This is a genomic window from Stenotrophomonas sp. MYb238 (assembly GCF_009496535.1).
Classification (GTDB): domain Bacteria; phylum Pseudomonadota; class Gammaproteobacteria; order Xanthomonadales; family Xanthomonadaceae; genus Stenotrophomonas.
This window is the reverse complement of the sequence record NZ_WIDL01000001.1, coordinates 216007-234719: the sequence shown is the minus strand read 5'-3', so window position 1 is coordinate 234719 and position 18713 is coordinate 216007. Positions and strand designations below refer to the sequence as shown.

The 18713-nt window shown below is 68.1% G+C and carries 15 protein-coding genes; 4 read left to right on the top strand and 11 right to left on the bottom strand.

Translation table 11 applies throughout. The annotated features are described in order from the left end of the window. Positions 1-27: 27 nt before the first annotated feature. Together CQ393_RS01165 and CQ393_RS01160 are read left to right on the top strand one after the other, a co-directional pair. Complete coding sequence (locus CQ393_RS01165; RefSeq protein ID WP_153189780.1) at positions 28-1683, top strand: ShlB/FhaC/HecB family hemolysin secretion/activation protein; 1656 nt, start codon at positions 28-30, stop codon at positions 1681-1683. A gap of 153 nt (positions 1684-1836) precedes the next feature. Beyond that, on the top strand, positions 1837-4002 hold the full coding sequence (locus tag CQ393_RS01160) for a filamentous hemagglutinin N-terminal domain-containing protein (protein ID WP_194269544.1): 2166 nt from the start codon (positions 1837-1839) through the stop codon (positions 4000-4002). A gap of 599 nt (positions 4003-4601) precedes the next feature. Here the strand turns inward: CQ393_RS01160 and CQ393_RS01155 are convergent. From CQ393_RS01155 to hemN, 11 genes are all read right to left on the bottom strand, one after another. After that, complete coding sequence (locus tag CQ393_RS01155) at positions 4602-5198, bottom strand: SCO family protein (protein ID WP_153189778.1); 597 nt, start codon at positions 5196-5198, stop codon at positions 4602-4604. Further along, on the bottom strand, positions 5195-5962 hold the full coding sequence (locus tag CQ393_RS01150; protein WP_153189777.1) for a formylglycine-generating enzyme family protein: 768 nt from the start codon (positions 5960-5962) through the stop codon (positions 5195-5197). Before CQ393_RS01150 ends, CQ393_RS01155 begins: the two co-directional genes overlap by 4 nt. Positions 5963-5977: 15 nt before the next feature. After that, entirely contained in the window at positions 5978-7051 is a 1074-nt protein-coding gene (gene nirK / locus CQ393_RS01145; RefSeq protein ID WP_153189776.1) for a copper-containing nitrite reductase, read from the bottom strand. A 135-nt stretch (positions 7052-7186) separates the two neighbouring features. Beyond that, complete coding sequence (locus CQ393_RS01140) at positions 7187-8452, bottom strand: hypothetical protein (protein WP_153189775.1); 1266 nt, start codon at positions 8450-8452, stop codon at positions 7187-7189. Further along, positions 8449-8718, bottom strand: coding sequence for a DUF2249 domain-containing protein (locus tag CQ393_RS01135; RefSeq protein ID WP_153189774.1), 270 nt, complete (start codon positions 8716-8718; stop codon positions 8449-8451). Before CQ393_RS01135 ends, CQ393_RS01140 begins: the two co-directional genes overlap by 4 nt. Continuing rightward, positions 8703-9113 (bottom strand): SirB2 family protein, encoded by a 411-nt coding sequence (locus CQ393_RS01130; RefSeq protein WP_306767919.1) that lies wholly within the window; start codon positions 9111-9113, stop codon positions 8703-8705. Before CQ393_RS01130 ends, CQ393_RS01135 begins: the two co-directional genes overlap by 16 nt. Further along, complete coding sequence (locus CQ393_RS01125) at positions 9110-10339, bottom strand: NnrS family protein (RefSeq protein WP_153189773.1); 1230 nt, start codon at positions 10337-10339, stop codon at positions 9110-9112. Before CQ393_RS01125 ends, CQ393_RS01130 begins: the two co-directional genes overlap by 4 nt. A gap of 577 nt (positions 10340-10916) precedes the next feature. Continuing rightward, positions 10917-11150: a hypothetical protein gene (locus CQ393_RS01120; protein ID WP_153189772.1), complete on the bottom strand. Its 234-nt coding sequence runs from the start codon at positions 11148-11150 to the stop codon at positions 10917-10919. A 76-nt stretch (positions 11151-11226) separates the two neighbouring features. After that, complete coding sequence (locus CQ393_RS01115) at positions 11227-13500, bottom strand: nitric-oxide reductase large subunit (RefSeq protein ID WP_153189771.1); 2274 nt, start codon at positions 13498-13500, stop codon at positions 11227-11229. Positions 13501-14557: 1057 nt separating this feature from the next. Then, the gene (locus tag CQ393_RS01110) at positions 14558-15313 is read right to left on the bottom strand and encodes a helix-turn-helix domain-containing protein (protein WP_153189770.1); all 756 of its coding nucleotides are present in this window, start codon (positions 15311-15313) and stop codon (positions 14558-14560) included. Between the two features lie 19 nt (positions 15314-15332). Beyond that, positions 15333-16736, bottom strand: a complete 1404-nt coding sequence (gene hemN / locus CQ393_RS01105; RefSeq protein ID WP_153189769.1) for an oxygen-independent coproporphyrinogen III oxidase — start codon at positions 16734-16736, stop codon at positions 15333-15335. 269 nt (positions 16737-17005) lie between these two features. On the opposite strand from hemN, the gene CQ393_RS01100 reads away from it, so the two are divergent. Both CQ393_RS01100 and CQ393_RS01095 read left to right on the top strand, forming a co-directional pair. Continuing rightward, complete coding sequence (locus tag CQ393_RS01100; RefSeq protein WP_194269543.1) at positions 17006-17590, top strand: sigma-70 family RNA polymerase sigma factor; 585 nt, start codon at positions 17006-17008, stop codon at positions 17588-17590. Further along, a complete protein-coding gene (locus CQ393_RS01095; protein ID WP_153189767.1) occupies positions 17580-18554 on the top strand; it encodes a FecR domain-containing protein in 975 nt (324 codons plus the stop codon). Before CQ393_RS01100 ends, CQ393_RS01095 begins: the two co-directional genes overlap by 11 nt. The last annotated feature ends 159 nt before the right edge of the window (positions 18555-18713 follow it).

Sequence of the window (18713 nt, the reverse complement as noted above, 5' to 3'; positions counted from 1 at the left end):
CACGCCCTGCAAGGATTACCCGCAATCATGTCCACCAAGAGGAAGAGCTCCTGCCTGCTGGCCGGCCTGTACCTGTCGCCGCTGGCCGTCATGGCGCAGACGCCGCCCACCGCCGGCCAGATACTGCAGCAGGCCGCACCGCCGCCGCCCATGCCCTCCAACACGGTTCCACGCACCATCGTCGAGGAAACCGCACCCGCCCAGCCCGGCAACGGCGAATACGTGTCCGTCTCGGGCATCCGCTTCAGCGGCAACACGGTGTTCGACGATGCCGTGCTGCAACGCCTTGTCGCGGGCGGCTTCAAGCCCCGGATGCAGATGGAGGAACTGGAGGCGCTCGCCCTGCGGGTGACGCGGCATTACCGGGAGCACGGCTATCTGGTGGCGCGTGCCTGGCTGCCGCCGCAGGACATCAGCGGCGGCATCGTGACCATCGCCGTGCTCGAGGGCCAGCTCGGCCAGGTGCGGTTGAACGATGCGGCCGGCGTGGCGGGCAACGCCACCGCGCCGCTGCGCCGCCTGCGATCCGGCGATGCGGTCAATGGCCCGGCGTTCGAAAGCGCCCTGCTGGAACTGGCCGACCTGCCCGGCATCGAGGTGAGATCCACGCTGCGGCCTGGTGCCAGCGTCGGCACGTCCGACTTCCTGGTGGATATCCTGCCTTCGGCGGCGTTGACCGGCAGCGTCGACCTGGACAACTACGGCAATCGCTACATCGGTGCCGAGCGTCTTGGAGCCTCGCTCTATTGGAACAATCCCGCGCACCTGGGCGATCAGGTAAGCCTTCGCGTCCAGGGGGGCGTGGACGATTACCGCTATGGTCGGCTCGGTTACCAGTTGCCGTTTGGCCGCCATGCCACCCGCATCGGCGCGGCCTGGTCGGTGATGCGCTATGAACTGGGCAAGGACTTCGCCAGCCTCGATGCCGGCGGCCGGGCAGAGGTCGGCAGTCTCTATCTGCAGCAGCCGCTGCTGCGCAGTCGCCGAGCCAACTGGTCTGCGACGTTGCAGTACGACGACAAACGCCTGCAGGACGACATCGGCGCGACGAAGACGCATGGGCGCAAGAAGCTGCGCAACGGCACACTCGGCATCTCCGGCATCTTCTTCGATGGCCTGGGCGCCGGCGCCAGCAACAGCCTGGCGTTGAACTACACGCGCGGCCAGCTGGGGCTGGACGATACCAGCGCGTTGATCGACCGCCTCACCGCCCGCAGCCGCGGCGATTTCGGCAAATGGTCGCTGTCCTACCAGCGCCAGCAACGCCTGCCTGGAAACTGGCTGCTGGCGTTCGCCGGCAATGCCCAGTGGGCCGACAGGAACCTGGATTCCTCGGAGAAGATGCTGCTGGGCGGTGCCGGCGGCGTGCGTGCTTACCCGCAAGGCGAAGCCAGCGGCGACAGCGGCTACATGGTCAACCTCGAGTTGCGTCATGCAGTGGCCGAACGGCTGGAGGTGTTCGGCTTCCACGACCAGGGCCGCGTCCGCCTCAACCACACACGCTGGGACAGCAAGGGACGCAATCACCGGCGCCTGGCCGGTTACGGAATTGGCGCCACCTATACCCTTGCCCCCTTCAGCATCCAGGCGTTCGCCGCATGGAAGGATGGCACCGGCGCTCCGGAATCGGACAGGGACCGCAGCCCGCGTCTTTGGACGCAGCTGGTCTATCAGTTCCGTTGATGCGGGTCCGTCCAGCGCCCCCTGCCCGGCATGGAAGGCCGCACTCCCTGGCCATCCTGGTCATGGCCTGACGCTGGTTTTCCGCTTGCGCGATGTACCCGGCCAGGCAATGGTTGGCGACGCCGGCAAGGCGCATCCAGCGCCGGCAGGAACATGTTTCCGCAATCCCGTCCAACCGATGGTCTCCACAATCGCCGCCTTGCCGCGCGGCCTGCAGCAACCAGGAAGTTCCGTGAACCACAATGCCGCACCATCTCCAACCGGCTGCCGGGTGTCCGGAAGGTCATTGCAGGAACCGAAAGGGCTCGTGCCATGACGATGCCGGATGGCGTGCGGGTGATGGAGGGCAGGGTGAGCTTCGAGCGTGACGGTTCGACCTTGAACGTGTGGCAGGACAGCCAACGGGCCGTCGTCGAATGGAAGGATTTCGGCATAGGCACGGGTGAGCGCATTGTCGTCCGGCAACCCGATCGCGCGTCCTCCATGCTGGTGCGGGTTCCGGGGGCGATCGCGATCCGCGTCGATGGCGGTCTCGATACCAACGGCCAGTTCCATCTTTGGAGCCGTGGCGGAGCCATCATCGATAGCGAAGGCGTGATCGATGCGACCAGCTTCACGGTCGATACCCTGGATACCCACGACGAAGCGCACGGTGGAGAAGAGGACTTCCACTTTTCTGGCGATGACAGGCCAGGAATATTCAATCTGGGGAGCATCCGTGCGGCTGGCGGGAATGTGAGCTTGTTTTCCCACCTGGTGCGCAACGATGGCGTGATTCGTGCGGTTGAAGGTTCCGTGGAGATGCGCGCAGGGAAGGTGGCTTCCCTTGCTTCTCCCGATTCGGCTGCCATTCCCGTTGGCGGAAGTGGCGCCCGCATCGACGCAACTGCCGTAGCCAACACAGGTGTGATCGAGGCAGCGCGGGTGCGCCTGCGGGTTGTGCGAGGTGATCTCTACACGCTGGCCATCGACCAGAGCGGTGTCATCCGCGCCACCGGCGACGGCGGTCGCATCGTGCTGAGCGCCGAAGGCGGAACGGTGCGGCAGGACGGCAGACTGACGGCGCGGAACGCGGATGGTTCCGGTGGCGACATTCTGATCGGCGGCGACGGCCAGGACCCCGGTGAGGCCACCGCGCACGCAGGCTGTATCGTCGTTACCGGCAACGCACGCATGGAGGCCGGCGCGGAGGGTGGGAAAGGCAACGGAGGCCGGGTCATCATCCGGGCCGGCGGGAGCACCACGTTCGCTGGCCGTATCGAAGCCGGTGCCGGCAAGCGGAGCGGCGACGGTGGCTTCGTCGAAGTGTCCGGCAAGCACGCGCTGGACTTCCATCCTGACCTACCGATCGACCTCTCTGCGCCCGAGGGCAAGGCCGGAACCGTGCTGCTGAGTTCCGGCGAGATGACGGTGGTGGCTGTCGTCACCGCCGCCAACCAGATCGCCGCCGCTACCGTCGAGGCGGGACTGGCGGGCGCCAACTACATGATCACGACCTCCGGCTTCGATCCGGGAAACAGCAGCGGAAGCATCAGCATAACCAGTGATGTGGGTTGGAGGAGCTCCCACATGCTGACGCTGAGATCGGGCAATGCCATCGGCATCGACGCAAACATGACGGCCCTACATGGCGCGCTGGAGATGTATGCCGGGCGTTATGCCGAGGCGCCGCTGGACAGCGGCCTGTGCAATCTGAACGGTGGCGCATGGGTGACCGAAGGCCATGCCCTCCAGATCGACCGGCTGCGTTACGGCGCGAGCGTCGATGATCCACCTTCAGGCTACGCGGCAGATCCGGATCCTCATACCGCCAACTTCTGGGCCGACGGCAATCTCTGCGTCAATGCTCTGGAACTGGATCTGGGCGGCGGCGCCGGCCTGAGTACCCTCGGCAACGCCAACGCCGTTGGGGCATTCCGCACCGTTGGCAGTGGCTCCCTGGGCTGGGTCAGCGTCACCAATCATGGGGGAGACCTGGACCTGTACCTCAACTCGCAGGATGCTTTCGGCATGCAGATCGTCACATCGGGTGACCTGCGGCTTGAGGCTGGCAGCCAGGTGACCTCGACATGGGGCGACATCGTGCTGGTCAGCAAGGACGGAAATTTCATCAACCAGGCGACGGGGGCCGTGCTGGGATTCACCCGGCGCGACTCCAGGTTCCTGATCTATACCGGCAGCGACGCCGGGACGATCAAGGGGGGGATGACGGGAAGGGAGGAGTTCGGTCGCTCTTTTGCTGGCAGCCCACCAAGCGAATACGGTGATGGCGTTAGTTGCTTCTTGTACCGTGAGACAGCGCGGATGTTCCAGCCCTGAGTGGCAGCAATGTTGATGTAGATGAAGCGGAGGGTGCATGAGGTGATGACCTCGCGCTGTCACCTAGTGTCCAGTTGCATCCAGCGCTGGAATCGCTGAAACGCCTTGAAGATTGGCCTTTCAGAGAGGAGGGCCAGCGTTATGCGCTGGCCTTTTTGGATCGGTGACATTTAAGAGGTTTCCCGATAAGCACGCGATGGTTGTTCCGGTCGCGCGCCGGAATGCGCAGCTAAGCGCCATGCTGTGTATCAGTGAGTTCCGCACGGATTTGCGGTGACGAATACTCTGCCGCAGGGTGTGGTGAGCACGTATCTAATTGCCACTTCTACCCTGTATGGGAGTGCGCGTGAGGTCGCTGGCGGAATCATCTTTCGGCAGCGAAGGCAGGATCAATACCGTTCGCCTTACGACCAATGCCTGGATATCTACGACACGGCATTCATGAGGAGACGAGCTTCGTTTCTCCGGCGAGACCGGGTCCGGAGTATTCAATCCCGGAAGCTTCGAACTACTCCACTCACCCCGCAGCGCGTGCAGGTGCCATGCCGTTCCGCTCGATGCAGTGTGCGGCTCCCGCCGCCACGCGGCGATGCCCCTACTCAACGCTCCGCCAGAACCGCTTCGATGCTCGCCACCAGTTCCGGATCCGGAACCATGCCCTGCACCTCGCTGCGCGCACGCACGCGGCCCTCGGCGTCGAGCAGCACCAGCACGCTGGTGTGGTTGATGCTGCCGTCTTCGCGGAAGCGGTAGCGCACGTCCAGCAGGTTGGCCAGGGCGCGCACGTCGCCTTCGGCCGGGCGCAGGAAGCGCCAGCCGTCGGGAGCGCGGTGGCGCTGCGCGATCTCGGCCAGTGCGGCGGGCGTGTCGCGCACCGGGTCGAGGGTGAGCATGGCCACGTCCAGGCGTGCGCGCTGGTCGGCCGGCAGCTGCTTCTGCACGGCCTTGGCGTTCTCGATGATCAGCGGGCACATCAGGTGGCAGTTGCCGTAGAACATCGACACCAGCTGCGGGCGGCCGCGCAGCGATGCCCACGGCACGGATCGGCCGTTCTGGTCGGTGAGCACGACCTGCAGGTGGTACAGCGACTGGCCGGGCAGGGCGGCGGCCGGCGTGGCCGGCGCATCGGCGGCATGCAGCGTCGGCGCAATGGCCAGCGCCAGGCCGAGCAGCAGGAAAGCGAAGGGTCTGTTCATGGCTGGCTCCTTGCGCAGCGGAAACCGAGATTGCCCAGGGTGGCCCCGGGGGGAAGCGCGGACAGCAGCACGAAGCGCTTGACCACGCCGTAGTCGCCCGGGTCGTTGAAAGCCATGGCGCTGGCGCCGCAGTAGCGCAGCGCGTCGCCGTCCTCCTGGCCGCGGCGGTCGCTGTCGGCCAGCAGCGAGGCGAAGTCCTCGCTCCATTCCCAGTACGCACCATGCAGGCCGTGGACGCCGTAGGCATTGGCGGGTGCGCCGGCGGCGGCATCGGGCGCGCGCGGCGTGCCGTCGTTGACCTGGCGCAGGCGCCAGGCATGGTCGCCGCGCGCGTCGCGCCGGGTGGCATCGGCGGCGGCCGCGTATTCCCATTCGAGGAAGGTCGGCAGGCGCGCCTGGTCGGCGCGGCAATAGGCGTCGGCGGCGTACCAGTTCACGTGGGTCACCGGCGCCTGCGGATCGAGGCCTTCACCGGGCGCATCGGGCAGCGCCCAATGGCCCAGGTAGCCGGGACTGGAGAAGATCGCCGGCACCCGGTCGCGCCGCCACTGCGGGTTGCGCGCCAGGAACGCGGCGAACTGCGCGTTGCTGACCGGGCGCGCCATCAGCGAGAAAGCCGCCACGTCCTGCGTGGCGGAGGTCTGCTCGAAACGCACGGAGGAACGGAACGGCCCGCCGGGAATGCCGCGGTAGCCGGCGTCGGCCTCCGTGGCGCCGGCCGCGGCCGGCGCCAGGAGCAGCAACAGGAGGAGCGTGCGTTCCATCTGCGTTGCCCTCGTTTACTTGTACTGGCTGCCCTGCGGCTCGCCTTCCTTGTAATCGATGTCGTGCTGCTGGCCGGTGTAGATCTCCGGGTTCTTATCGCCCTCGACCTTGAGGATGCCCAGCGAGCCCTTGTGGAAGGTGCGGAAGATGCTGTGGTCCACCAGCACGAAGTTGCCGGGCACGTCGGCCTTGAACTCGACGATGGCCGAACCGCCGGCCGGGACCAGCGTGGTCTGCACGTTCTCCTGGTACTTGCTGCCGCCCTCGGTATAGACCTTGTCGAAGATCTCGCCGATGACGTGGAAGCTCGACACCAGGTTCGGGCCGCCGTTGCCGACGAAGATGCGGATCTTCTCGCCGGCCTTGGCCGTGAGCGCCTTGTCGCCCTGCAGCGAATCGACCGAGCCGTTGAACACCACGTAGGTGGGGTGTTCCTCGATGGCCTTCTCCAGGCTGAAGGGCTGCAGGCCCGGCTCGCCGTGCGCGCCTTCGGTGTAGAAGTCGCCCTGCACCACGTAGAACTCCTTGTCCACCGGCTCCAGGCCTTCCTCCGGCTCGACCAGGATCAGGCCGTACATGCCGTTGGCGATGTGCATGCCCACCGGCGCCATCGCGCAGTGGTAGATGTACAGGCCCGGATTGAGCGCCTTGAAGGTGAACTGCGTTTCCTTGCCCGGCAGCGTGAACGTGGCTTCGGCGCCGCCGCCCTGGCCGGTGACGGCGTGCAGGTCGATGTTGTGCGAGAAGTGCGAGCTGTGGTGGTTCTTCAGCTTGAACTCCACCGTGTCGCCCTTGCGCACGCGGATGAAGCTGCCCGGCACCGTGCCGCCGAAGGTCCAGAAGTTGTAGCTCACGTCGTCGGCCATGCGCATGTCCTTCTCGACCATTTCCAGGTCGACGACGACATGGGCCGGCGTCTTGCGCGTGATCGGCGGCGGTGCGAACGGCGGCGCGGTCAGCACCGCCTGGATCGTTTCCATGGGGGCTTCGGCAGCGGGTTTCTTCGCCGCGAAGGCATTGCCGGCGAAGGCGGCGGCGATGGCGCCGGCGAGTGCGCAGGCGACGAGCGGGTGTTGCAGGCGCTTCATGACACTTTCCCGTGAATGGCCTTTGGCCGATGGGTTCATGTTCCCGGGGCGCCCTTCCGGCAGCGTTGATCCTGATCAATCCGTGGCCCCGCAAAAGCCCGGAAAACAAGGCAAGCGCGCCGCGCTTGACTAATGTCAAAGGCCACCGGGTGAGGCCCGCGGCGGCGACGGGGCCGGTTGCCAGGCCGTGGCCGAACGCCAGCAGCGCCACAGCGCGAACGCAGCGTGCAGCCAGGCCAGCAGCACCAGCGTGCCGGCCGCGCGCGCCAGTTGCGGCTGCAGGCAGGCTGCGGCCAAGGCCAGTGCGGCGGCGGCATGCAGCCACCACGCGCGCCGCTTGTGCGATTCGGCGAACAGGCTGCCGACGCCGGGCACGCGCGTGCCGCGCGGCATACGCCGGCGCAGTTCGATCCAGGCCAGGAAGCCGGCGATCTCCATCAGCATGCCCAGCACCAGCGCAGGAAAACCGACGGCCAGCACCAGCGCGCCGGCGAGCAGGCCGCAGCCGGGCAGCGGCATCGCCAGCGCCGCGCCCGCCAGGGACAGGCTGCCCAGCGCCCAGAAACGGCGCAGCATGGGGCCGCGCCTGTGCGGCGCGCGCCGCTGCAGGACGATCACCGCGGCAGCGAACAGCAGCAGCGGCAGCATGGGCATGACGCGCCCCAGGGGCTGCGGCAGCGCGATGCCGGCGACGCCGGCGGCGGCAGCCAGCAGCACGCCGCCGAGCAGCGCCAGCCAGCCCCACAGCCATGTCGAGGGAACCGGCCGCGTGCCCTGCAGCATCGGCACGACCATCGTGCCCACCGCGGCCAGCAACCCCAGCACCCAGCCCAGCAGGCCGAAGCTGGCGTGCAGGCCGAGCAGCGGCCGGGTGGCAGGGGCCATCCAGCCCAGCCGCATCGCCAGCAGTGCTACGCCCAGCACGATCGTGACCAGCAGCGCCGCGGCCGCCAGGCCGATGCCGCATCGCACCGCGCGCGCGCCGCTGCCGCGCACCACCGCGACCAGCACCGCGCATGCGCACGACGCCAGTGCGGCGACCAGCAACGGCGCCGCGGCCAGGCCGCAGGCGGCCACGTTCCCGGCGATGGCCGGCAGCAACAGGCCCACGCCGAGGTTGAACGCGACATGCAGCAGCGGGACGCCGCGCGCCAGCGGCAGCGGGCTGGCTGCCGCCACCGGCAGGAACTGCACCAGGCTGCCGAGCATCGCGTTGCCGAGCACGCCCAGGGCGAAGACATGCGCCAGCGCGATGGTGGCCGGCGCGTGCGGCGACACCAGCAATGCGCCGCCGCCGGCGAGCAGCCACGCGCCGGCCAAGGCGCCCCAGAGCAGGGCGGTGGCAAGGAAGCGCAGCGGATGCGATGGCGGCGGCGCCTGGGCGAAGGCCAGCCCGCTCATGGGCCGGCTGGGGCGTCCAGCAGGTGCCGGTCGGTGGCGTGGCAGATCACCAGGCAGGCGCCGTCGTCGGTGGCGCGCGCATCGCAGGCGAACCCCAGCTGTTCCAGCATCGGCAGCAGCGGCGCCGGATACAGCGGCGTCAGCGCCACCAGCCGCTGGCCCGGCTGCAGGGTGTGCAGCCGGGCGAGGATGTGCTCCATCGGCTGCGGGGCCGGCAGGCCGCGCAGGTCCAGATGCAGTGCCGGCGGGTCTAGCTGCCCAGCCACAGCAGCCAGCCCAGCGGGTGATGCGCCCGTGCGATGCCGTAGATCTGCATGAAGCACAGCAGTGCCGCGGCCACCAGTACCGCGCGCGCCATCGTGCTGCGTCCCTGCCGGAAGGCGGCCATGCCCAGCCCGACGTAGGCCAGCAGGAAGGCGATCTTCGCCCACAGCCAGCCGTTGGCGAACAGCCCGGCCGGCAGGATCGTCAGCAGCATCATCGCCGCGGTCAGCAGCACGGTATCGACGGTGTAGCTCAGGTAGCGCACCGCGGCCAGGCGCGGCCAGCGCATGCCGGCCAGCAGCGCCAGCGCCCGCAGCGCGAACAGCGCGCCGCTGGTCATCGCCGCGCTGATGTGGACCAGCTTGATATCGGGGTAGAAGGCCAGCATCGCGCTCATCCCGGCCGTCCGTCCGCGCGTGGCGCGAGGTAGATCCGGCCGATCCGCGTCACCCACGGCGCCAGCGCCAGCAGCCAGCCGAAGGCGGCCGCCGCCTGCCACGCCAGGGCATCGGGCGCGATGTCGGCGACGATGCGCATCACCGCCACCGCCTGCAGCAGGCCGAAGGCGAACCACGCCACCTTCGGCATCACCAGCGCCCGCCCGGAATGGCCCTGCGTCACCCGCGTCACCATCGCCACCAGCAGGCTGCCGAAGAAGCCGATGAACAGCGCATGCATCGGCGCGCGGCCCAGCACGAATTCGCCGCTGGCCAGGTAGGTGAAGCTCTGCAGCAGGTACAGCGCGAAGGTGACCGGCAGCCACGCGGTGCCGACGAACAGCACCGCCAGCAGGCCGGGCATGCGCCCGCGCGGCCACCAGCGCCACACCGCCCAGCCGGTCAACAGCAGCAGCGGCACATCGGCCAGCCACAGCCATGCGTAGCCATGCACCAGCTCCAGGCCCAGGTGCGCCAGCAGCAGCGCCCAGACCGCGCCGAGCCACGGTAGCGGGCGCCACGGACGGTAGCCCGGCACGGCGTTGCCGGCGAAGAACGGGAACATGCGGTGCGCCACGGTCACGTATACCGGCAGCAGCAGGCCGAAACCGCCCAGCTTGATGCTGGCGAACGCCCAGGTGGGCGAGGCGCCGAGCACGAAGGCGACGAACATCGCCAGCCCCAGCCAGCCCAGTACCAGACCGGCGAAGCACGAACGCGCGTGCCAGGTACGGCCTTTCTCGTCGGCCAGCAGCCGGCCCAGGGTGAACAGCGCCGAGGTCCAGCCGGCCAGCGCCATCCACAGCCCGACGGTCAGCCCGGCCTGCCACCCGGCCGCGCCCAGCAGGATCGCCAGCTGCCCGCCCATCAGGCCCAGGCCCACCGGGATATAGCGCCAGCGCTCCAGGTCGGGCAGGCCCATCCAGCGCGGGAACACGGTCAGCAGGAAGCCGAAGATGAAGCTGGGCAGCACCAGGTACTGCATCACGAAGGCATGCAGCCAGCCGGCGGGGATCGCCAGCTCCGGCATCGTCCAGCCGCCCCAGCGCGCCGCGGCCAGCCACAGCGCCCACCACAGCATGGCCAGCAGCACGTTGCCGGCACCGACGAAGAACATCAGCCGGTGCGGGGCGTGGGCGAGCCAGGCGGGCGAGAGGCGGGGAGGGGGCGCGGCTTCGGTTTTCATGGGGTGCAGCTTGCTACCGGGCGGCGGGTGGTGCCTTGACGTGGGTCAGGTTTGGGGCCGGTCGCGGGCTGGAGGCTGGCGGTTGTTGCCGTTGCTGTTGTTCTCGGCTTCTGACTTTCCCCGGCCGTAGAGCGAGCTGAGCACCGCAGCGGGACAGGGGGCGAAGAGGCGCACGTGTCTGAGCGAAGCGAGTTGTGCGCCGTCCCCCTGGCCCGCGAGGAGCGCAGGGAACCGGCGGGCGCAGCCCGACGGATCGCGGCCCGGCCCGTGCTTTCTCTTGGTTACTTCTCTTTGCACGAGCAAAGAGAAGTAACTCGCTCCTGCGAAGCAGGAGTGAAAGCTCTGCTTTCAAGCGCCCGCTTTCATGCTTTGCCTTTGGGTTTGCCCATTGGATTTCCCGGCTATCGCCTGGGCACGGTTCTCCCGGTCTCTGCTCTGGCCGGCCTTGGGGAGCCCAAGAAGGGCAGAAGCAGAATCAAGGGCTTTCGCTCCCCCTTCGGGGTGCGAGCCACCTTTCTTTGCTCGTGCAAAGAAACGTGGCCCAAAGAAACACGCCCCTGCCTCCGCGCCCAGCCCGCTACGCGGGCTGGGTCCACTCCGCCGACGGGATTTTTCTACGCGACATCCATGTCGCGTAGAAAAACGGCGTGCATCCATGCACGCCGCCCTTCGGGTTTTTCCCGCCGGCTCCGTCGCTGCGGAAGGGGATCCGTAAGTCAAAAGCAAGGAACAACAACAGCAGCAACAGCAACAGCAACAGCAACAGCAACAGCAACAGCAACAGCAACAGCAACAGCAACAGCAACAGCAACAGTGCCTGCTGCCGACCGCTCAAAAAAGAAGAGCCGCTTGCGCGGCTCTTCCCGTTGCATCGTGCGTTTGCCGGATCAGGCCTGATCGGCCTCGCCCACCGGCAGTGCCACCTTCTTCGGCGCCACCCACAGGCGGAACACGAACCAGGCCAGCGCCAGCGCGCCGACGCTGAACAGCGTATCGGACGGCACCCGCATCCACACCAGCATGTCCACGATCGGCTGCTGCATGAACTCGGCCGAGCGCGCGTACCAGTAGCCGTGCTTGAGCGCGGCGCTGAGCTGCAGGATGCCCAGCGGCAGCAGGGTGAACGCGGCCATGCCGGCCAGGCCCAGGTTCAGCGCCCAGAAGCTGGCCTTGAGCAGCTTCTCGTTCCACACCACGTTCGGCTTGAGGCCGCGCAGGCAGAACAGCATCAGGCCGATGCCGAGCATGCCGTACACGCCGAACAGCGCGGTGTGGCCGTGGGTCGGGGTCAGGTTCAGGCCCTGCATGTAGTACAGCGACAGCGGCGGGTTGATCAGGAAGCCGAACAGGCCGGCGCCCACCAGGTTCCAGAACGAGACCGCGATGAAGAACAGGATCGGCCACTTGTACTTGGCCATCCACGGCGTCGCCTTGCCCATGCGGTAGTTGTGGTACGCCTCGAAGCCCACGTAGGCCAGCGGCACCACTTCCAGCGCGCTGAAGCTGGCGCCCAGCGCGATCACCGCGGTCGGGGTGCCGGCGAAGTACAGGTGGTGCAGGGTGCCGAGCACGCCGCCGGCCATGAACACGATGGTGGCGAACAGCACGGCCACCGTGGCCGACTTCACCTGCAGCATGCCCAGGCGGGTGAACAGGAAGGCGATGACCGCCACCGCGAACACCTCGAAGAAGCCTTCCACCCACAGGTGCACGACCCACCAGCGCCAGTATTCGACCATCGACAGGTGCGTGTGCTCGCCCCACATCAGGCCGGCGGCGTAGAACAGGCCGATGGCGACCACCGACAGGAACAGCAGGCTGACGATCGACTTGGATTCGCCGCCGTTCTTGATCGCCGGCCACAGCGCACGACCGACCAGGGTCAGCCACAGCACCAGGCCGATGAACAGGAACCACTGCCAGAACCGGCCCAGGTCCACGTATTCCCAGCCCTGGTGGCCGAACCAGAAGTTGTGCTTCAGGCCCAGCTTCTGCATCACCGCGAACCACTGCCCGGCGAACGCGCCGACCACGATCACGATCAGGCAGACCCACAGGAAGTTCACACCCAGCCGCTGGAACTTCGGCTCGTGGCCGGAGATCGCCGGGGCGATGTACAGGCCCATGCCCAGCCAGGCGGTGGCGATCCACAGCACCGCCAGCTGCGTGTGCCAGGTGCGCGTGAGCGAGTACGGCAGTACGTCGGAGATGGCGAAGCCGTAGGCCTGCTGGCCTTCGACCTGGTAGTGCGCGGTGATGGCACCGAGCAGGATCTGGGTCAGGAACAGCGCGATCACCACCCAGAAGTACTTGGCGGTGGCGCGCATCGACGGGGTGATCTTGATGGCGGCCAGCGGGTCGGTCTTGGGCAGCACCGGCGCCATTTCATCGCCGTGGTTGACCGCGTAGTGCCAGCCGAGCAGGGCGACGCCGGCGATCAGGAACAGGATGCTGAACACCGTCCAGATGAAGGTGCTCGGCGGGGCGGTATTGCCGACCAGGCTGTCGGACGGCCAGTTGGCCGTATAGCTGATGTCCGAACCGGGACGCTCGGTCACCGAGGCCCAGGCCGCCCACCAGTAGAAGGCGGTCAGTTCGCGACGGTGCTCGGCGTCGGGCACCGTGTCGTTGCGCATGGCATAGGCCTCGCGCAGTTCGGCGGTGGCCGGGTCGGCCGAGAACAGGCTCTCGTAGTGCGCGGCCACCGTGGCCATCGCTTCGGCGCGGTCGTTGTCCACCACGATCGTGCCGTCGACGGCGTCATAGGTGTTGGGCCGCAGCAGGGTCTGCACGCGCTTGGCGTAGGCGGCCTGGGTGGCTTCGTCCAGCGCCTTGTAGTTCTCCGCGCCGGCCTCGCGCCTGGCCCATATGTCCAGGACGGCCTCGGCCTCGCGGTGCAGCCAGTCCGCGCCCCAGTCCGGGGCGACGTAGCCGCCATGGCCCCAGATGGAGCCCAGCTGCTGGCCGCCGATCGACTGCCAGACCTGGCGGCCGGTCTCGATGTCCTTGCGGGTGAAGATGACTCGGCCGTCCTCGGCCACGACCTTTTCGGGCAGCGGGGGGGCCTGGCGATGGACCTCGCTGCCGACCCATAGCAGGACGGCGAACGAGGCGATGAGCAGGGCGGCCAGCCCTACCCACAGCTTGCGTGTCGAATTCATGATGCGGCTCTCCTGGGGAACGGCCGCATCATCGGCGGGGCGGCCGGGGGGCTCCATGACGCAGGTCAAGGGTGGGGGTGATTGCGGTCTCGCGGCCCGGTGAGCCGGCTGTTGCTGTTGCCGTTGCTGTGATCTGTTTTGCCTTGGCTTTTGACTTCCGGGTCCCCTTCCGCAGCGACGGAGCCGGCGGGAAAAACCCGAAGGGCGGCGTGCATGGATGCACGCCGTTTTTCTACGCGACATGGATGTCGCGTAGAAAAATCCCGCCGGCGGAGTGGACCCAGCACGCGTGCCGTGGGCGCGGAGGCAGGGGCGTGTTTCTTTTGGCTATCTTTTCTTTGCACGAGCAAAGAAAAGTAGCTCGCGCCCCGAAGGGGAGCGAAAGCTCTTGATCCTGTTGTTGCCCTTGCTCGGGTCTCTGCGGGATCGACAGAGCGAACGATCTGGGCATCTGTGTCAAAGCGATAGCCATAAGGCCGGTAGGCCGAGCCAGAAGCAAGGCAAGAAGAGAAAGCTTTAGAGCAGAGCTTTCGCCCCTGCTTCGCAGGAGCGAGTTACTTCTCTTTGCACGAGCAAAGAGAAGTAACCAAGAGAAGCGCTTTTCCAACAGCCGAATGGCTGGTCAACACGCCCCTGCCTACGCGCCCTGCGTGCCTGCGGCACTCCGGGTCCACTCCGCCTCCGGGATTTTTCGACGAGACATCCATGTCTCGTCGAAAAACGACGTGCTCGTCCGCTTCGCGGTCGAGTCCGGGGCAGTCGCCGCACGGCGCCTGCCCGTCCGGCGGGGCGAAGCAGTGCTTCGCCTTTTTCCGCCGAACCCATGCACGTCGCCCCTGCGGGGTCTTGTCCGCCGGCTCCGTCGCTGCGGAAGGGGACCCGGAAATCAAAAGCAGAGGAGCAGCAGCAAAATCACGGGCAACGGCAACGGCAACGGCAACGGCAACGGCAACGGCAACGGCAACGGCAGCAACTGCAAAGGCTGCAATGAAAAGAGCCCGCACGGGGCGGGCTCCACGGGGCTTCGGAATATGGGGAAGCCGTATCGCCCGCGGACTCAGTCGCGCAGGACCGCCAGCGCCATCGCCTCCAGGCGCGGCAGGTCGAGGATCTCCACGTCGCGCTGCTTGATGTGCAGCAGCCCTTCCTGCTCGAACCGGCGCAGCACCCGGCTCACCGTCTCCGGCGCCTGCCGCAGGTAGTTGGCGATATCGGTGCGGGCCATCGTCAGCTGGAACCGGCGCGGCGAGAAACCGCGCGCGGCCAGGCGCCGCGACAGGCCGATCAGGAACGCGGCCATGCGCTCGTCGGCGCTGTTGTCGCGCGCGAACAGCGAGGCCACGCCGATGTCGCGGCTCATCAGCTTGAACAGGTGCTGCTGCAAGTTGGGCAGGCGCGTGGCCAGCAGGGCGATGCGTGGGAACGAGAAACGGCACAGCATCACCGTATCCAGCGCCACCGCGTTGCACGGGTAGCGGTCGCCGTGGATCGCGTTCAGGCCGATCACCTCGCCGGGCAGGTGGAAGCCCAGCACCTGCTCGTGGCCGTTGCGGTCGGTCTGGTAGGTCTTGACGGTGCCGGCGCGGACCGCGGCGATCGCGCCGAACGGGTCGCCCTCGCGGAACACGTGCTCGCCGGCGCGCAGCGGCCCGACGTGTTCGACCAGCACATGCAGGTCGGCCAGCGCGCCCTTGTCCATGCCCTCGGACAGGCAGGCCTGGGAGAACGCGCAGGTGGAGCAGAACGTCAGGGCGTCGCCGTCGTCGGCGACGACGCGCGCGTCGGTGCGCGGGAAAACCAGCGGCGAACTCATTCGGGCTCTCCCGTCGGGGTCACACCGTACGCGAGAAGCGCGGTGTCGCGGCGGCGGTATCGGCGGTGGGCAGATGGTTGTCGAAGCACATGGCGATGATACGCAACAGCAGCCGCCCCCGCGAGGTGGCCCGCAGACCGTCCGCGGAGAGCTCCACCAGCCCGTCCTGGCGCAGCGCCTGCAGGCGCTGCAGCGCCGTGGCGAAGTAGCCGGCGAAGTCGATCACGTGGCGCTGCTCGATGTCGCGGTAGTCCAGCGCGCCGTCGCACATCAGGCGCTGGATCACGTCGGCGCGGATGACGTCGTCCTCTTCCAGGCGCATGCCGCGCCACACCGGCAGGTGGCCGCGGTCGATGGCCTGCTCCCAGCTGCCGAGGTCGCGCGGGTTCTGGCTGAAGCTGGGGCCGATGTGGCTGATGGCGCTCACGCCCAGGCCGACCAGGTCGCTTTCGGCGTGGGTGGTGTAACCCATGAAGTTGCGGTGCAGGCTGCCGTTGCGCTGGGCCACGGCCAGGCTGTCGTCGGGCAGGGCGAAGTGGTCCATGCCGATGTAGACGTAGCCGGCCTGGCCGAGCTTGTCGATCGCGCACTGCAGCAGGCCGAGCTTGGCCTCCGGGCTGGGCAGTTCGCTGGCGTCGATGCGCTGCTGCGGGCGGAACATCGACGGCAGGTGGGCGTAGCCGTAGATCGCCAGCCGGTCCGGGCGCGCCCGCAGGGTGATGTCCAGGGTGCGCGAGAAACCTTCCAGGCTCTGCCGCGGCAGGCCGTAGATCAGGTCGACGTTGACCGAGCGCAGGCCGTACCGGCGGCAGGCGTCGATGATCGCCAGGGTCTGTTCGACGCCCTGGATGCGGTTGACCGCGCGCTGCACCTCCGGATCGAAGTCCTGCACGCCCAGGCTGGCGCGGTTGAAGCCGGCCGCGGCCAGCTCGCCCACTTCGTCGGGGGTGATGAAGCGCGGGTCCAGTTCGATGGAGCAGTCCAGCCGTTGCGGTGCGGCGAAGGAGAAGTGCCGGCGCAGCACGTCCATGGCCTCGGCGATCTGCGCCGGCGCGAGGAAATTGGGGGTGCCGCCGCCGAAGTGGACCTGCTCGACGTCGCGGTCGCGGTCGAACAGCGCCGACATCATCGCCGTCTCGCGGTACAGCCGGGTCAGGTAGGCGGCGCCGCGCGCGGCGTCGCGGGTGATGATGCGGTTGCAGCCGCAGTAGAAGCAGGGACTGGTGCAGAACGGGATGTGCAGGTACAGCGACAGGGGTCTTGGGATCGGGTCGCCGTTGCTGGTCGCCGCCATCTCGCGCAGGTCGGCTTCCTGGAACTCGGGCGTGAACTGCGGCGCGGTGGGGTAGGAGGTGTAGCGTGGCCCCGGCGTGTCGTAGCGCCGCAGCAGCTCGGGATCGAACAGGGGAGACGGAGTGGCCATTGCGCCAGACTAGGCAGGCGCCGCAGCATTGTCCTTGACGTGGGTCAACCGCGCCGCGCGGAGGCGGAACGGGGGCCGGCCGGGGACTGGCACGGGGCGTTCCTCCTTGTCCCCCAAGGCTTCCGGGGCACGGGGCGGTCCGCCGCGGGCGGGGAGTGGCGGAAGCCTGTCGCCCGTGCATCCCATTTGATGACGAGCGGGCTTCCGGACGGGGACGACATGGCGATGCTGCAATGCGATCACAGGCGGTTGCGCAGGCGGGGCGGGGCATGAACGCGCCGTCCCTGCGCGAGCGCGCCGGCTGGCTGTCGCGCAACGTGCTGCCGCACGAACCCATCCTGCGCGGCTGGCTGGTCCGCCACGTGCGCAGCCACGCCGACGTCGACGACGTGATCCAGGAGTGCTACGCGCTGCTGATGTCGATGGAGGACGTGGGCCATATCCGCGACGCGCGCAGCTACCTGTTCGTGACCGCCAAGTCGGTGATCCTGCAGGGGCTGCGGCGCGCCAAGGTGGTGGACATCGAAAGCATCGGCGAGATCGGGCGGCTGGAGATCGCCAGCGACCTGCCATCGCCGGAGTCGCATGCCTCCGGCGTGCAGGAGCTGCGCTACCTGGAGCACTGCATCGGGCAGTTGCCCGAGCGCTGCCGTGAGGTGTTCATGCTGCGCAAGATGAAGGGCCTGCCGCAGCGCGACATCGCCGTGCGCCTGGGCATCAGCGAGAACACCGTGGAAAAGCACATGGTCAAGGCGCTCAAGTACCTGGGCCAGGCATTGGCCGTGGACAGATCGACGACGGGCCGCCAGGACAGGCGCGGCCCTGGAGGAAAGGAGGCAATCCGTGAGAAATGAGATCAATGCGGTCGCCGCCGAGTGGGTGGCGCGCGAGGATGCCGGCACGCTGTCGCCGGCCGAGGCCGAGCAGCTCGCGGCCTGGCTGGCCGCCGACAGCCGCCATCTCGGCGCGTACGGGCGGATGCGGGCGATCATGTCCAGCTGCGACCGGCTCTATCGCGGCGAACCGGCGCCCGAGGCCGCCGATGACCGGGTCGTGCGCCCGCGGGTGCGGGCCTGGGCATGGCGCGCGGCGGCACTGGCGGCCTCGCTGGCGCTGGTGACGGTGGCGACGCTGCGTTTCCTCGACGATGGCGCCGACACCTACACCACGCGGATCGGCGAGATCTCGCACGTCGCCCTGGAAGACGGTTCGGTGGTGACCTTGAACACCGACTCGCGCCTGCGCGTGCGTTTCGACGAGGGCCACCGCGACATCGAACTGCTGCGCGGCGAAGCCATGTTCGACGTGGCCAAGGACCGCCGGCGCCCGTTCGCGGTGACCGCCGGCGGCACCCGGGTCGTCGCGGTGGGCACCAGCTTCAGCGTGCGGCGTTCGCCGGCCAGGGTGAACGTGCTGGTCCGCGAGGGCGTGGTCAAGGTCGACGAGGCCGAGCAGCCGCCGCTGCGCCTGCATGCCGGCGACAAGGCCTCGCTGCCCGAGCGCAGCACGCCGGTGGTGGCGCGGGTGGACACGGCCGAAGTGCATCGCGAACTGGCCTGGCGCGACGGCATGATCGCCTTCAGCGGCGAGACCCTGGAGGAGGTGGCGCGCGAGTTCGCGCGCTACAACACCCTGCGCATCCGTATCGCCGATCCGGACGTGGCCGGACTGGAAGTGGTGGGCATGTTCTCGGCGACCGACCCGATCGGCTTCTCGCGCGCGGCCGCGCAGAGCATGCACCTGGACATGGCGCTGGGCGACAACGAGATCGTGCTGCGCGCGCGGCCGAAGAAGAAGGCCGCCGCCGGCAGCTACTGACGGCGCCTTCGCCGGTGCCGCGCGATGCGCGTGCCGGCATGGCATGCGCCGGATTCCATGGGAACACCGCCGGCACGGAAGGGAGCGCCGGCGGATCCGCGCCGGCCACGGCAGGCAGCAGAAAAATATTTCAGCCCGCGGTGGCGGAACGCCATCTTC